This window comes from Acinetobacter sp. ANC_7654, assembly GCF_056779855.1.
Map to the genome: position 1 here is coordinate 13,859 of NZ_JBWYIR010000011.1, position 14,878 is coordinate 28,736.

Below are 14,878 nucleotides of genomic sequence, written 5' to 3' on the forward strand. Positions count from 1 at the left end.
GGAAAACTATGAACGAAAAATACTCCGTAATAGTAAATAAAAGATCAGTAGAAGCGGAAAATGTTGTTGTCTTAGATTTAATTTCAGCAACTGAGTCTCCATTACCTGAAATCGAAGCTGGATCACATATCGATCTATTCCTGCCTAATGGTTTAATCCGTCAGTATTCTCTATGTCAAGATCCTAGTTTAAAAGGTGTTTTTCGATTAGGGATCTTAAAAGATGAAGCATCAAGAGGGGGATCACTGTCGGCGTTTAATGACATCTCTGAAGGGATGCAACTACAAGTCAGCCATCCTAAAAATTTGTTCCCATTGTTAGATGCATCTCACAGCGTTTTAGTTGGTGGTGGTATTGGGATTACACCGTTAATTACCATGGCTTATGATTTATTGAATAAGAATAAGTCATTTGAATTGCATTATTGTGCAGCCTCTAAACAAACTGCTGCATTTGTAGATGAAATCAAGCAAGGTCCCTTAGCGAGTTATACAACTTTCCATTTTAAAGATGATGGTGCAAATCATCGTGAATTTTTTGATCACGCAATGAAAGATATTGCCAAAGATTCACATTTATATACCTGTGGTCCTAATGGATTTATGGATTGGATTATTAATCTTGCTGAGTCTAAGGGTTTTAGTTCCGATCAATTACATAAAGAATATTTTCAGGTAGATATTGATTTAGGTGGCGCTAGTTTTGAAGTTGTTGCACAACAAAGTGGTAAAACGATTCAAGTAGCTCCAGAGGAAACTATTCTGCAAGCTTTAGCGCGAGAAGGGATTAAAGTCGAGTTATCGTGCGAACAGGGCGTTTGTGGAACGTGTATGTGTGATGTGCTTGAAGGCGAACCCGATCATCGAGACGTCTACTTTACTGACGAAGAAAAAGAAAGTAATGAGCAGATTTTAGTGTGTTGTTCTCGATCAAAAACACCGAGATTAGTTTTAGATATTTAATAGTTGAATTGCCATCATGGAAGGTCATTTTGGGATTCAGGAGAAGGGAATGAATAGTTATCAAAAATCGGAAGAACAAGCTATTGATCCGATGAAATTCCGCAGAGCACTCGGTAATTTTGCAACTGGGGTTACTATTATTACAGCGCAAAATGCGCAAGGTGAAAAAGTGGGTGTAACTGCCAATAGTTTTAACTCAGTTTCATTAGACCCACCTTTAATCTTGTGGAGTATTGATAAAAAATCGACCAGTTTTGAAGTTTTTAAAAACTCTAGTCATTTTGCAGTCAATATTTTATCTGGATCACAAATCGAGGTATCGAATAAATTTGCTAAACGCAATATTGATAAATTCGAAGGAGCAAACTACCGTTTGGGTGTAGGTAATGCTCCAGTTCTGGAAAATTGCTCTGCTGTTTTTGAATGTGAATTATTTCAAATTGTAGAAGGCGGGGATCACTGGATTATTATTGGAAAGGTCGTTAATTTTCAAGATGAAGGTCGTAGTCCATTAGTATATCACCAGGGTGCGTACTCAGCAGTAACACCACACCCAATGTTAAGAATTAAAGATTCAAATCCGGTCCAAACTGATGATTTGGGTCAACTATATCAAGGTAATTTATATAATAATGTTGCCTATCTCATGAGTCGAGCATTCAAGTTTTATCAAAATGATTATATCCCAAAGCAATTAGTCACAGGTTTTAGAACGAGTGAAGCTCGAATGCTTTTAGTGCTAGGCAGTGGTGCAAGTTCATGCAAAGATGATTTGCCACGTGATATAGCAATGCCTATGCGAGAAATAGAAAGAGCAGCGGAAATCCTTAAGAAAGATGAGCTACTAGTCGAAACAGAAGAATTCTACCAATTAACAGATAAAGGTAAAAAAACCTCACATTATTTATTTGATATTGCTGATGAGCATCAAAATGAAGTATTTGCAAAATACAGTGACCAAGAAAAGAATACTTTTATCACCATTCTAAAAGATATTGCGGGTATTCATTAAATCAAATTGGGCTAAATGTTAGATCATTTGGCCTTTTTTTCAATCTATAAAGATTTAAAAGGGATTTAATTATTAATTAAGGTATATAAATATACTTAAAAGAAAATTGAATTTTCTATGGAATTGGAAAAGAATTGGGTTGAATATATGAAATTTCATATAGCTGAATAGAAAAAATTAAACAGGGTTGAGTGAGAAAATCAGTAAAAAACTAAGGGGAAGTTGAGTGAAAAAGTTACCTACATTTGCAATACTAGCAATTTGCTGTAATACAGCAGTTTATGCGGACTTGGTAAAAGATAGTCAAACGACAATAAATTTAAGAAATTTCTTTATTGATCGAAATAACACAACACAGCCTGATGTTGGTAGTTGGTCACAAGCATTAGGTCTAAAGTTTAGTTCAGGTTATACCAATACACCCATTCAGGTGGGTTTTGACGTGACTTCAAGTTACGCACTAAGATTATCAAATCATAATGCTGAAAGGTCTGATTCGATCTTACCATTTGATCCCATAAAAAATGAGCAAGAACGTAGTTATAATAAATTTGGTGCAACCTTAAAGCTGAAATATAAAGATTCTGAGCTATTAGTTGGGGAACTTTCGCCAAAAACACCTGTTGCATTTATTGATGATTCACGTCAGTTGGTGACAACATATGCTGGTGCGGCATTTGAAACCAAAGCCATTCAAGATTTAAAACTGTCTGCTGGACGAATCACGCATATTAATGCGCGTAATGATGATGAGTTTGAAAAACTAAGCTTGTTTGCACCAGGTAAAGCAAGAATAGAAAGTAATGGTTTAAGTTATGTTGGTTTAGACTATAATTTTAGCCCTAAAATTTCAGGCTCTTACTGGTTTGGTCAGCTGGAAGATATTTATAACCAACATTATTTAAATGCAGCATATAACACTCAAATTGGCGACTCTAAAATCAAATTAGATGCACGTTATTTCCATAACAGTGAAGCTGGTGACAAATACTATGGAAACATAGATAGCAAAACATTTGGCGTTCAGGCCAACATTCAAAATGGCTCACATAGTTTTGCTGCAGGTGTTCAAAAAAATTCCGGGGATACCAATTTTCCAACATTTGATGGATTCGCTCCTCAACCGTTCCTACATACTTGGTCAACTTTAGGTTTCATCAAACCTGAAGAACTTACTTATCATGCACTTTATTCTTATGACTTTAAAAATGTTGGTTTGCCGGGTTTAAGAACGACTTTGCGTTATTTATATGGTACGAACATAGAGCGTAATGGCCTACCAGATAATAAAGAAACTGAAGCTAATTTCATTGTCGGCTACACCGTTCCAGAAGGGTCTTTTAAAGGGTTGGGTATAGAATGGAGGTATATCGACACGACTACTAAATATGGTGCAGGAACAACCAATGGTAATGATTTTGTTGAAAATCGAATCATTACTACATATAGCTATAAATTCTAATTACATAAACAGTTAATGGACAAACTGGAGATTATATGATGTTTAAAAAATTATTATTATCAACAAGCTTAATCGCAATTGCCACTTATGCTCAAGCTGATATCACGATTGGAGTTGTGACATCATCATCCGGACCTGTAGCAATGGTAGGTATACCACAAAAAAATACAGTTGCTTTATTACCTAAAAAAATTGGTAATGAGAACGTTCGATATATTTCTCTTGATGATGCGAGTGATCCTACAGCATCTGTCAAAGCTGTCGAGAAACTAATTAAAGAAAACAAAGTTGATGCAATCATTGGTCCTTCTGGTTCACCAAATGCTTCTGCTGTGATTGGGACGATTGCTAAAGCGAAAGTACCTCTTCTTGCACCGGTTGGAACTTCTACGATAGTCATGCCAATGACGGATCAAAAAAAATGGGTGTTTAAGACCACTCAGAATGATGAAATCATCGCAGAAGCGCTTGTGCAAGATATGGTGAAGCGAAAAATTACAACTCTAGGATTTATCGGTACTGCTGATCCGTACGGAGAAAACTGGGGAAAAGTCTTAGCGAATTTAGCAAAGAAAAATGGGATTAAAATCGTTGCTCAAGAATCATTTCAACGTCAAGATACTTCTCTAACTGGTCAAGCGTTAAAACTCATAAGTAAAAAACCACAGGCAATTCTAGTTGCAGCACCAGGTAGTTCAGCAGTGCCTCCACAAACTGCTTTATATGATCGAGGCTATCGAGGGCAAATTTATCAAACGCATGGTGCGGCTTTAGATCAATATTTAAAAATGGGTGGCAAGAAAGTAGAAAATACGATTTTAGCTGCCAGTTTAATGCTTGTTTTAAATGAAGTATCTAATACACATCCTTCTAAGAAAATTGCTACTAAATATATCAATGATTATAAAGCAAAATATAAACAAACACCTGCAACTTTCGGGGCAAATGTGTATGACGCAGGTATTTTGCTTGAAAAAGCTGTACCGACTGCTTTGAAAAAAGCAAAGCCTGGCACCGTGCAATTCCGTGAAGCTCTACGTGATGCATTGGAATCTACAAAAGAAGTCGCAGGAACTCAAGGCGTGTATAACATGAGCCCATCTGATCATAGTGGATTTGACAAGCGTGGGCGTGAAATGATCATTGTTAAAAATGGTCAGTGGAAACTACTGAAGTAAATTTAGCTTTTCATCATAAATAAACTCAGAGCGATATGCATATATCGCTCTAGGTAAATTCATCCTCAAAAAAGGGTAGGAAGATGTTATGGATTTAAATATCGCGTTAATTTTGGGGCAGGATGGTATTACCAGTGGTGCTATTTATGCATTATTAGCGCTATGTATCATTTTAGTTTTTACTGTCACTCGGATATTACTTATTCCATTGGGTGAATTTGCTGTATTTGGTGCATTGACTTTGGCATCCATTCAAGCAGGTATTCCAAGCTTAATAGTTTGGCTGGTAGTTGCGTTTTTTATTGTCAATACAAGTCTGGATTTATACGCTAAATTTTTTAAAAATCAAATATTTAATATCAAAATTTTTATTGCGTCATTGATTTATATTTCTTTGATCGTTATCGCAATGTACACACTACCTTTAGCGACGCTTCCAATGCCAATTCAAGTTTTATTGACTTTGGCTGTGATTACACCGCTTGGTCCTCAAATGTATCGCACTTTTTTTCAACCTTTAGTCGCAGCCAAACCTTTAGTTTTATTGATCGTGTCGATAGCGGTTCATGTGGCATTAGTCGGTTTAGGACTCGTGATATTCGGTCCAAATGGTGCTCAAACACAACCATTTAGTGATAAAAGCTTTGAAATTGGGACTCTTGTTTTAAGCAGTCAAACTTTGATCATTATCGTTTCATTCTTTGTGATGATTTTAGTGCTTTGGTATTTCTTTGAAAAAACACTCTATGGTAAGGCATTGCATGCAACCGCTGTCAATCGAGTCGGTGCACAGCTCATGGGTATTTCTCCAATCTTTGCGGGCAAACTGACTTTTGTTTTAGCTACATTTATCGGAACGTTATCAGGCATTTTAATTGCACCGATCACAACCCTGTATTACGACTCAGGATTTATTTTAAGTCTGAAGGGATTTGTAGGGGCAATCATTGGAGGACTAATCAGCTTCCCAGTCGCAGCAATTGGTGCCGTGATTGTTGGTGTTATTGAGTCTTTCTCGATGTTTTGGGCAAGTGATTACAAAGAAATCATCGTCTTTACATTAATTATTCCTTTCTTACTTTGGAAATCGCTCACAACTCGTCATGTTGAGGAGGATGAAGAATGAAATCAAAAACTTATTTCTTTATATTTGCGCTTATTGTATTCATCAGCCCATTTTTTTTACCGACCTATCAAGTCACTTTATTGAACTATATTGGTCTAAATGCATTAGTCGTGTTGGGTCTTGTATTGGTGACAGGCGTTGGAGGCATGACTACATTTGGTCAAGCAGCCTTAGTGGGAATTGGCGCATACGCAACTGCTTACTTAACTGTGACTGAACAATTACCAAGTTTCCTCGCATGGACAGGTGGAAATCCTTGGTTTGGACTTCTGCTCGGAATAGTTATCACAGTCGCATCTGCGATTTTGGTGGGTGGCTTAACACTTAAACTTTCAGGGCATTATCTGCCTTTAGGTACGATCGCTTGGGGCATTTCACTTTATTATTTCTTTTCCACCATTGAAACTTTAGGTGGGCATTCTGGAATTTCGAATATTCCCTCTATTTCTATCGCAGGATTTGCCTTTGATAATGGCAACAAAATGTTCTACCTCATTTGGCTCATTGTATTCATTGCCATTATTTTGACAAAAAATCTTTTAAATTCTCGAGAGGGTCGAGCAATCCGTGCTTTGAAAGGCGGACAAGTAATGGCTGAGTCTATGGGAGTAAATACGTTTAGAGCAAAAATGATCATCTTTGTGATTGCTGCAATTTTTGCATCAATTTCAGGGTGGCTTTATGCACACACGCAAACTTTTATTAACCCGACACCTTTTGGACTCCAAATGGGTATCGACTACTTGTTTATGGCGTTGTTAGGCGGTGTCGGTAGTATTTGGGGTGCAATATTAGGTGCAGGCATATTCACCATGGTACGCCAATGGTTGCAAGATGCTTTGCCTATTATTTTTGGCGGACAAGGTCATTATGAAACAATCGTATTTGGATTAATCATTGTTGTATTGATGCAAAAAGCACCATCAGGGATTTGGTCATTTATTACTAAGTTGATCCCAAATAAATATAAGCCAGTAGATTTATATCCTTCAATCCACCCCATTCCTCAAATGGACAAAGTAGAAAATCAAATCAACAAGGGTGAATTGATATTAGATGCGAAGAACATCACGAAAAAATTTGGTGGCTTGGTTGCGAACAATGAAATGAATCTGAAAATTCACGCTGGAGAGGTTCTCGCTTTAATTGGTCCGAATGGTGCTGGTAAAAGTACCATGTTCAATCAAATATCAGGTGTAGATGTTCCAACAAGTGGTGAAGTTTTATTTAAAGGTAAAAAAATAAATGGCATACCATCCAGAGAAATTGCCAAATTAGGATTAAGTCGCACATTCCAACACGTAAAAATATTGCCTGAAATGACTGTATTAGAAAATACAGCCATAGGTGCACATTTGCGCGGAGAAAAAAGTGTCATCTCATCCATGTTACTTCTTGATCGAGTTGAAGAAAATGAACTTCTCAATGAGGCTAAATATCAACTAGAACGTGTAGGGCTTGGAGAATATTTGTATGTCGAAGCTGGCAGTTTAGCACTCGGGCAGCAACGTATTTTAGAAATTGCACGTGCTTTATGTGCGAACCCAAGCTTATTACTACTTGATGAGCCCGCAGCAGGATTAAGATTTAAAGAGAAACAAGCCTTAGCTGAACTTCTATCTAAATTACGTGCTGAAGGTATGGCAATTCTCTTGGTCGAGCATGATATGGACTTTGTCATGAATCTCGCAGACCGAATTGTGGTCATGGAGTTCGGTCAAAAAATTGCTGAAGGATTACCAGAAGAAATTCAAAAAAATGAAGCTGTATTGGAAGCTTATTTAGGAGGTGCTGCATGATCACAATGCTTGGAAATCAAGAGGGCACGCCTCTGCTAGAAGTAAATAATTTGAGTGTTGCTTACGGAAAAGTCGAAGCGCTTTCAAATTTTAATATGCGTGTTAATCAAGGCCAAATTGTTTCTGTTGTTGGTCCAAATGGTGCGGGTAAAACAACTTTATTGTCTGCAATTATGGGGGTGCTGGGTTCTAAAGGAAACGTCGATTTCGATGGGCATGTGGAGCAATGTCCACAGGTTGAGCAAATGGTGATTCGTGGGCTCGGATTAGTGCCTGAAAAACGGGAGTTATTTGGAACAATGTCTATTGAAGACAATCTTATGCTTGGCGCTTTTCAACGCTATCGCCAAAGAGACAAAGAAATTTTCAGCACTTTAGATGAAGTGTATGACATTTTTCCTCGTTTGAAAGAAAGACGATCTCAGCAAGCAGGAACACTTTCTGGTGGTGAACGACAAATGCTTGCAGTGGGTCGTGCACTCATGGCTAAACCTAAATTGTTGATGCTTGATGAGCCGAGTTTGGGATTAGCACCACTCATCACTCGAGAAATTTTTAAGGTGATTGACCAATTAAGAGGACATGGCGTGTCTATCTTGTTAGTTGAGCAGAATGCCAGAGCTGCTTTAAAACTTGCAGATTATGCTTATGTCCTTGAAATGGGAGAACTATCAATGGAAGGAAGGGGCTCTGATTTAGTTGAAGATCCAAGAATCATCGAAAGTTACTTAGGAATTAATAGTAAGCATCAAGACGTATTAGCTATATAGAACATAACAAATCATACGATTTTCAGGGATTTGAATGGATGTCAAAAAAAATTTTGGTATATGGTGCTGGAGCCATAGGCTGTGTAGTTGCTGCTAGATTAACGCTAGCAGGACACCAAGTCACTGTTCTAGCGCGAGGGGAAAAAGTCGAAACGCTAAAGCAAAAAGGGATTCATTTAAAAGATGTACTGGGTGAATTTCAAGTACATCCATCTCGAATTGTGGATACTGAAGAATGCATTGAAAAACAGGATTTTATATTTATAGCAACCAAGTTTAACGCTTTATACGAAATCTCAACTCAGCTGAAGCGTTATATGCATAACGCGACAGTCATCGTGCCGTTAATGAATGGAATACCCTTTTGGTATTTTTACGGTTTAGAGAATAACTCTAAAAAATCAAGGATAAATTGTTTAGATCAACAGGGAGTTTTAAACGAGCATTTTCCATTAGAACATTTAATTGGCGCTGTTGTATTTATTACAGCGCAAAGTGTCAATGAAAATGAGGTCAAATCAGACAATCCATATTTGTTGATCTTTGGTGAGCCGAGTCATCAAATGACTGAACGATTACATGCGCTTGTTGAATTGTTTGAAAATACAAGTATCGAAGCACGACCCGTAGAGAACATCCGAGATCAAATGTGGACCAAGGTTATGGCTAACTTGAGCTCCAATCCATTATCGGTTGTGGCTGATGCTCCGCTAAGTAAAATTTATTCTGATCACAATTTAACTCGAATTACGCAACAAATTTTATATGAAGTTCGAGCTGTTGCGGCTTGCTATGGCGCTCGTATCAATATCGACCCAAACACATTTTTAAAATTGGGTGCAGAGATGGGGGAAACATATACATCAATGTGGCATGACTACAAAAATCATCGCCCTTTAGAGTTAGCACCCATTGCAGAAGCTGTATTTGAATTGGCAGATGCTTATGAATGTCCGATGCCGACATCCAAACTTATATATGAATTAACGGTCTATTTAAGCGAACAAGCCAGAACAAGGAATAATGAAGATGAAAAATAATGTATTGAATGTGTCTGAAGCTGAATGGGCGCTCAGAGTTAAATTAGCGAATTGTTATCACCTTATTGATTATTTTGGTTGGACGGAAACAATTTTTAATCATGTCTCAGCGCGCTTACCTGGAGCTGAACACTATTATTTAGTAAATCCTTTCGGCTTGAACTATACGGAAATCACACCCGAAAATTTATTAAAAGTTGATTTAAACGGTAATAAAGTGATTCATTCTGAATATGATGCCAATCCTGCAGGATTTGCTTTACATAGTGCTGTTCATGGTGCTCGTGATGATATTCGATGTTTAATACATACACATACCACACCAATCAGTGCCATTGCACAAAAGGAAGATGGCTTTAAAAATGACAATTTTTATGGTGCGCAGTTATATGGTCGGGTAGGCTATCATGCCTTTGAAGGCATTACCTTATTCGAAGAAGAAAAACAAAGAATGATCAAAAGTTTAGGTGATCATCACATTCTGGTACTTAGAAATCATGGTGTAGCTGTGGGAGAGAGTACGATTGAAAAAGCTTTTTTCCTACTCTGGACAGTTCAACGAGCCGCAGAAATACAATGCCAAGCGGATTCAATGCGTGGTGACGATGTTAAATTAGATCATATCGTAAAACAGAAGTGTGCAGACTTAACTCAAATGTTAATTCAAGAAAGTGCTTTCGCAGATAAGTTTTTTAATGCGATGGTTCGAAAAATGCAGGAAAACAAACACTAGTTCAGGGATAGATTGCGATGAATACGATATTAAAAGAAAAAATCAGTCATAAGTCGGCATGGGTGGGCAAAGACCTAAAAAATCAGACAGATTGGATTTATTATTTAAGCGAAGAAATGCTTCATGAATTAAGCCAAAATTTGCGATTGATAGAACAACAAGATCTAGAAATTGATCAATTGAATAACACGCATTTAACGATTAATAATCCACATGTTTTATCTGAATTTAAAAAATATGCCGATGAGCTTGAGAATGGATATGGTTTCTTTCTACTAAAAGGTTTGGATGTCGATAAATTTAATGAACGCCAATTGGCGATTATTTACTATTTAATAGGCATGTATATGGGTCAACCCGTTACCCAAAATCCTAAAGGCGATTTATTGGGTAAGGTAGAAAACGTTGGAGATCTTAACAACAAATCAACGCGAGTTTATGAAACAAACGCATATCTCCCTTACCACACTGACTTATCTGACGTAGTTGGATTGCTATCAATTAGAAAAGCAAAGAGTGGAGGATTGAGTAGTCTCGTCAGTGCTGCAACAGTTTACAATAGAATTTTAGAAAATTATCCTGAATATCTTGGTTATTATTATCATCCAACATATTGTGATCATTTGGGAGATCTAGAACCTACCTTGACACCAATTTTTAGTTATTATGAAAACAAATTAAGCTGTCGCTATTTAAGAGCTTATATTGAACTTGGGCATGAGCGAAAAGGAATACCTTTATCCAGAGTTCAAGTCGATGCGCTTGATATTTTCGATCAGTACATACAAGATCCTGATCTCAGACTAGATATGATGCTTGAACCGGGTGATATGCAGTTCTGTAATAACTATTGTGTAATGCATTCACGATCGTCATTTGTAGATGATGAAGACATCTCAAAGCGAAGAAAATTATTAAGATTATGGTTAAAAATGCCTAATGCCCGATCTTTAGCCAAGGATTTCCCAGGTAGAAATGGTATTCAAAAAGTAAATCTTTCTTAAAAAATGTTCAATATTTGACTACAACCTGACTCGGACTTTTAAGGCCGAGTCTTTTTTTTGCGATTACTCAAAAGTTGTAAGACTGAATCTGATTCAGAGATGAGTATAAATAATAATTACGCGCTCATCTGATTGATCACCTAAACAATATTCTTTTTTTGTTAACGCGCTATATGGTTCGGCATTATATCGTCTAACAATATTCACACTTTGAATGAGTTAAGTTAAATCAGCTTCTGGAAATGAGTTTTCCTCATTCAGCAGTCCTGAACGCATTTTAGTAAATTTGAGAGTGATTTCTATTCAAGTTGTTGAAGGAGAATAATCTGCTCTTCAAACGAAAAATGTTGAAAGCCTAGACCTGACAGGGGATACGTCGTTTATCTTTATTTAATCGGGCATCGGACATGGGTAATCCTCATAATGCGGCTTTGGCTTACAAGAAGTAGACGTTGATTGTTTTTTATACCTTTGATTAGTTTAATCGTTATTGACTCTCAGTTGAGAAAAAAGAACTCGAACAGATGTTTGAGTTCTTTTTCCAAAATAAACCAAATTTGAGCTTAGATTTAAGAAAATGGTTTTATGCTATTTTGCTCAATTCACCTCTTATCTGACCATTTCATCTTTTTCTACATCTAGACTTTTCACAAAATGTTTACATCCTTTTTTGAGTAAAATAATACTCAATAACGCTGAGAATCCACCTACGATTGAAATTGAATAACCCACCATGTTGGTATCCCCGAATACTTTATCGGTAATTAATGCGACTAAAGTTGTTCCAATACCTAAACCAATTAAGCTACTGATTAACAAGAAAATTGCAGAAATTTGAGCTCGTAATTGATTTGGAGCTAAAATTTGCATAGCTGCTGTTGAGGTTGGCATTGGGAAAGATGCAAAGAACATAGCCACTGTAAAAATAGCAACAGATAACCACAGTGAGTCTACTAATGTATAGCTAATAATCGGTAAGATAATTCCTAAACCACCTAAATAACCAGCATACATTGCAGCATCACGTCGACCTTTACTAGTCAGATAGTCAGTTAACCAGCCTGCAAAGAAAACGCCAGATGTGTTTGCGATAAGTAGAATCATTCCTAACATATAACCTGTTTCAACAGGACTCAGACCAAAGTTACGCATATAAAATGCAGGTGACCAGCTCATGACACAAAACAATGCCATTGCATAGAATGTGAAGCCCATGTAGTGACAAGTAAATGTCTTACTGTGCTTTTTTAAGAATTTAAACGAATCCGTAAATTTAACTTTTACGACATTACCTGAGGCATCGAGTTTTTGTCCTGTTCGTTGCGGATCTCTTACTGTTAAAATAAATAAAAGACCAATAAAAACGCCTGGCAATCCAACGAGAATAAAGGCAACTTGCCAAGCCTTCATCATGCCGAGTAAAGGAACATCAATAAACGTTGCATCTTTTAATAAGCTGATCACATAGCCGCCAACGAGAAAAGCCATCCCTCCACCGATAAAAGAACCAATGGAGTAAATACCAACGGCTTTACCTAATTTGTCTTTACTGAACATATCACTAAACATGGAATATGCTGCGGGTGATAATGCTGCTTCACCAATGCCAATCCCCATTCTTGAAAGAAAAAGTTGAATGAAGTTTTTACTTAGACCACAAGCCGCTGTTGCTAAGCTCCAAAAAATAATGCCAATTGCAATAATTTTTGGTCGGGAAAATCGGTCTGCTAAATAAGCGATAGGCAATCCCATAAATGCGTAAAATAGGGAAAAAGCTAAACCGTGCAATAGACTAAACTGAGTATCAGTTAAATTTAAATCTGCTTTGATCGGTTCAATCATCAAGACTAAAATTTGTCGATCAATATAAGAAAATATATAAGCCAACATACATAGTGTGACTACGTACCAACCGTATCTCGTATTTTTTTTGACCGAAGCGGGTTCTTCAGCATTTAGAGTATTCTGCATTTTCGTATCCTATATCCTTAAGGGTTTGATTTTTATTCCATTATTTTTTTAGCTAAACTGTGACTAGGTATTCAAATTTAAGCAGCATTAGTCATATATAATGCAAAATTAAACTCAAATACTTTTTTATCAGCATACTGATAATATTTATGATTTTATAAAAGGGCAATAGGTATGTTTAAAAAAAATACGAATTCACCTGAAATATTTGATAATGAATCGGGTTACCTTGGATTTTTATTAAGAAAGACATCCCATGTATATCGTTTAAAAATGGAGCGTGTACTTGCTGAATATTCAATCACTCCACCACAGTTCACAATTTTGAAAATTATTTTGACTTACCCAGGTTTCACAAATGCGGAAATAGCACGTTTTGCTTCATTAACACCGCAAACAGTAAATTTGATGATCTCAAAATTAGAAAAACAAAATATTCTCTATAAAACTTCTCATTCTACGAATAAGAAAATTCAATTAATTGAGATATCAGATTTAGGGAAAAAACTTATGGAAGATTGTGGTGATGCTATTGATCGTTTAGAAGATTCTCTAGTCGATGGTTTTAGTGAAAGTGAAATAAGAATCGTCAGGAATTGGATGAAAAAAATTAATGAAGAATAATTTTCTAAATTATTTGGTTTTTGAACTTGCATAATTATCAGCACACTGATAATTTTTAAGTGCATTAAAAAAACTGAATGGATTTAGAGGAAAATAAAATGATCAAACCTTATGGTGTAGTAGGATTAGTTCCAACAATATGGGGCACAAGTTGTAGAGCAGATATTATGAAAAATATCTCTCATTTAGAGGAACTTACATCCGGTGCATTATGGTTGAGTTCTTTAGATATTCCAGTAAGACTGTTGGTTCTCCCAGAGGGGGCATTACAGGGCTTCAACGATGAAGCACTCGATGTTGATATTCAAGAATTCTTGGATGATGGTGCGATCGATATACCAGGCCCTGAAACAGATCGTTTAGGTGAGTTAGCTAAAAAACATAATGTTTTTATCATGGCGCAAGCCAAAGCTAAAAATGAGGATTGGCCAGGCATTATGTTTAATGTCGGATTTATTATAAATCCTCAAGGCGAAATTATTTTAAAACACCACAAAATGTCTGCTTTATTGCCATGCGAGCGTTCAGCATCACCTCATGATTTGTATGATGAGTGGGTAAAAAAATATGGTGAAGAGCTTCAATCATTTTGGCCAGTAGTTGATACGGAAATTGGTCGATTGGGCATCATGATGGCAATGGAAGGTAATTTTCCAGAAAATGGTCGAGGCCTAGCGATGAATGGTGCTGAAGTCGTCTATCGTGCATCTTTACCAGCTTCATTTACTGAAAATGATGTATTTGAAATCTCCAATCGTGCTCGTGCTTTGGAAAATAATATGTACGTAGTAGCACCTAATATTGGGGGGATGTATCTTGATGAAAATACATTAGCACCGATCGATTGTGGTGGTGGTCTTTCTATGATTGTGGACCATAAAGGTAAAATAGTGGGTAAACAGCATGATACCAATGGATCTACCTATGTCACTGGTGTAGTTGATATAGAGGCACTTCGTTATCATCGTACACACGCTCAGGTGACCAATTGGATGAAAGATATACGTGCAGAATGCGCACAATTAATTTATAAAAATAATATATATCCTAAAAATTTGTATTTGCAGCAAAAACAGGGACATCACGACGAATATAAAGCGGAAGTGATTGATAAGCAAATTCAGAAGCTTATTGATATGGGTGTCTGGAAAAAAAGCGCATATGATGAGTCTTAATCAATGCACTAGCTTAAAAACC

At 36.7% G+C, this 14,878-nt stretch carries 13 protein-coding genes; 12 read left to right on the forward strand and 1 reads right to left on the reverse strand.

All coding sequences use genetic code 11. The features are described from left to right. Positions 1-8 precede the first annotated feature (8 nt). The 10 genes from AC1M86_RS11970 (at position 9) to AC1M86_RS12015 (ending at position 11,086) form a co-directional block, all read left to right on the forward strand. Positions 9-962 carry a PDR/VanB family oxidoreductase gene (locus AC1M86_RS11970; RefSeq protein ID WP_481592082.1) on the forward strand — a complete coding sequence of 318 codons (954 nt, stop codon included), beginning with the start codon at positions 9-11 and terminating at the stop codon, positions 960-962. Between the two features lie 49 nt (positions 963-1,011). Further along, a complete protein-coding gene (locus AC1M86_RS11975) occupies positions 1,012-1,974 on the forward strand; it encodes a p-hydroxyphenylacetate 3-hydroxylase reductase component (RefSeq protein ID WP_481608048.1) in 963 nt (320 codons plus the stop codon). Positions 1,975-2,200: 226 nt separating this feature from the next. Continuing rightward, positions 2,201-3,436, forward strand: a complete 1,236-nt coding sequence (locus AC1M86_RS11980) for an OprD family outer membrane porin (RefSeq protein ID WP_481587681.1) — start codon at positions 2,201-2,203, stop codon at positions 3,434-3,436. A gap of 38 nt (positions 3,437-3,474) precedes the next feature. Then, a complete protein-coding gene (locus AC1M86_RS11985) occupies positions 3,475-4,614 on the forward strand; it encodes an ABC transporter substrate-binding protein (protein ID WP_481587680.1) in 1,140 nt (379 codons plus the stop codon). Positions 4,615-4,702: 88 nt separating this feature from the next. Then, positions 4,703-5,740, forward strand: a complete 1,038-nt coding sequence (locus tag AC1M86_RS11990; protein ID WP_035266350.1) for a branched-chain amino acid ABC transporter permease — start codon at positions 4,703-4,705, stop codon at positions 5,738-5,740. Further along, positions 5,737-7,539: a branched-chain amino acid ABC transporter ATP-binding protein/permease gene (locus tag AC1M86_RS11995; RefSeq protein ID WP_092767697.1), complete on the forward strand. Its 1,803-nt coding sequence runs from the start codon at positions 5,737-5,739 to the stop codon at positions 7,537-7,539. Before AC1M86_RS11990 ends, AC1M86_RS11995 begins: the two co-directional genes overlap by 4 nt. Then, positions 7,536-8,309 carry an ABC transporter ATP-binding protein gene (locus tag AC1M86_RS12000; RefSeq protein ID WP_035266352.1) on the forward strand — a complete coding sequence of 258 codons (774 nt, stop codon included), beginning with the start codon at positions 7,536-7,538 and terminating at the stop codon, positions 8,307-8,309. The genes AC1M86_RS11995 and AC1M86_RS12000 overlap by 4 nt, the downstream gene beginning before the upstream one ends. 38 nt (positions 8,310-8,347) lie before the next feature. Further along, the gene (locus AC1M86_RS12005; protein WP_481608049.1) at positions 8,348-9,349 is read left to right on the forward strand and encodes a ketopantoate reductase family protein; all 1,002 of its coding nucleotides are present in this window, start codon (positions 8,348-8,350) and stop codon (positions 9,347-9,349) included. After that, the gene (locus AC1M86_RS12010) at positions 9,339-10,082 is read left to right on the forward strand and encodes a class II aldolase/adducin family protein (protein ID WP_481597784.1); all 744 of its coding nucleotides are present in this window, start codon (positions 9,339-9,341) and stop codon (positions 10,080-10,082) included. The genes AC1M86_RS12005 and AC1M86_RS12010 overlap by 11 nt, the downstream gene beginning before the upstream one ends. A gap of 17 nt (positions 10,083-10,099) precedes the next feature. Beyond that, positions 10,100-11,086 (forward strand): TauD/TfdA family dioxygenase, encoded by a 987-nt coding sequence (locus tag AC1M86_RS12015; protein ID WP_481608050.1) that lies wholly within the window; start codon positions 10,100-10,102, stop codon positions 11,084-11,086. Positions 11,087-11,695: 609 nt separating this feature from the next. Here the strand turns inward: AC1M86_RS12015 and AC1M86_RS12020 are convergent. Continuing rightward, entirely contained in the window at positions 11,696-13,057 is a 1,362-nt protein-coding gene (locus AC1M86_RS12020; RefSeq protein WP_481608051.1) for a spinster family MFS transporter, read from the reverse strand. 174 nt (positions 13,058-13,231) lie between these two features. On the opposite strand from AC1M86_RS12020, the gene AC1M86_RS12025 reads away from it, so the two are divergent. Next, positions 13,232-13,681, forward strand: coding sequence for a MarR family winged helix-turn-helix transcriptional regulator (locus tag AC1M86_RS12025; protein ID WP_092767707.1), 450 nt, complete (start codon positions 13,232-13,234; stop codon positions 13,679-13,681). A gap of 98 nt (positions 13,682-13,779) precedes the next feature. After that, complete coding sequence (locus tag AC1M86_RS12030; protein ID WP_180028226.1) at positions 13,780-14,856, forward strand: nitrilase-related carbon-nitrogen hydrolase; 1,077 nt, start codon at positions 13,780-13,782, stop codon at positions 14,854-14,856. Positions 14,857-14,878 lie beyond the last annotated feature (22 nt).

What these genes read in the sequence shown, in the direction of transcription:
- AC1M86_RS12010 (WP_481597784.1), top strand. Translation starts at nt 9,339, where the DNA reads ATGAAAAATAATGTATTGAATGTGTCTGAAGCTGAATGGGCGCTCAGA.
- AC1M86_RS12025 (WP_092767707.1), top strand. Translation starts at nt 13,232, where the DNA reads ATGTTTAAAAAAAATACGAATTCACCTGAAATATTTGATAATGAATCG.
- AC1M86_RS12015 (WP_481608050.1), top strand. Translation starts at nt 10,100, where the DNA reads ATGAATACGATATTAAAAGAAAAAATCAGTCATAAGTCGGCATGGGTG.
- AC1M86_RS11985 (WP_481587680.1), top strand. Translation starts at nt 3,475, where the DNA reads ATGTTTAAAAAATTATTATTATCAACAAGCTTAATCGCAATTGCCACT.
- AC1M86_RS12005 (WP_481608049.1), top strand. Translation starts at nt 8,348, where the DNA reads ATGTCAAAAAAAATTTTGGTATATGGTGCTGGAGCCATAGGCTGTGTA.
- AC1M86_RS12000 (WP_035266352.1), top strand. Translation starts at nt 7,536, where the DNA reads ATGATCACAATGCTTGGAAATCAAGAGGGCACGCCTCTGCTAGAAGTA.
- AC1M86_RS12020 (WP_481608051.1), bottom strand. Translation starts at nt 13,057, where the DNA reads ATGCAGAATACTCTAAATGCTGAAGAACCCGCTTCGGTCAAAAAAAAT.
- AC1M86_RS11975 (WP_481608048.1), top strand. Translation starts at nt 1,012, where the DNA reads ATGAATAGTTATCAAAAATCGGAAGAACAAGCTATTGATCCGATGAAA.
- AC1M86_RS12030 (WP_180028226.1), top strand. Translation starts at nt 13,780, where the DNA reads ATGATCAAACCTTATGGTGTAGTAGGATTAGTTCCAACAATATGGGGC.
- AC1M86_RS11995 (WP_092767697.1), top strand. Translation starts at nt 5,737, where the DNA reads ATGAAATCAAAAACTTATTTCTTTATATTTGCGCTTATTGTATTCATC.
- AC1M86_RS11970 (WP_481592082.1), top strand. Translation starts at nt 9, where the DNA reads ATGAACGAAAAATACTCCGTAATAGTAAATAAAAGATCAGTAGAAGCG.
- AC1M86_RS11990 (WP_035266350.1), top strand. Translation starts at nt 4,703, where the DNA reads ATGGATTTAAATATCGCGTTAATTTTGGGGCAGGATGGTATTACCAGT.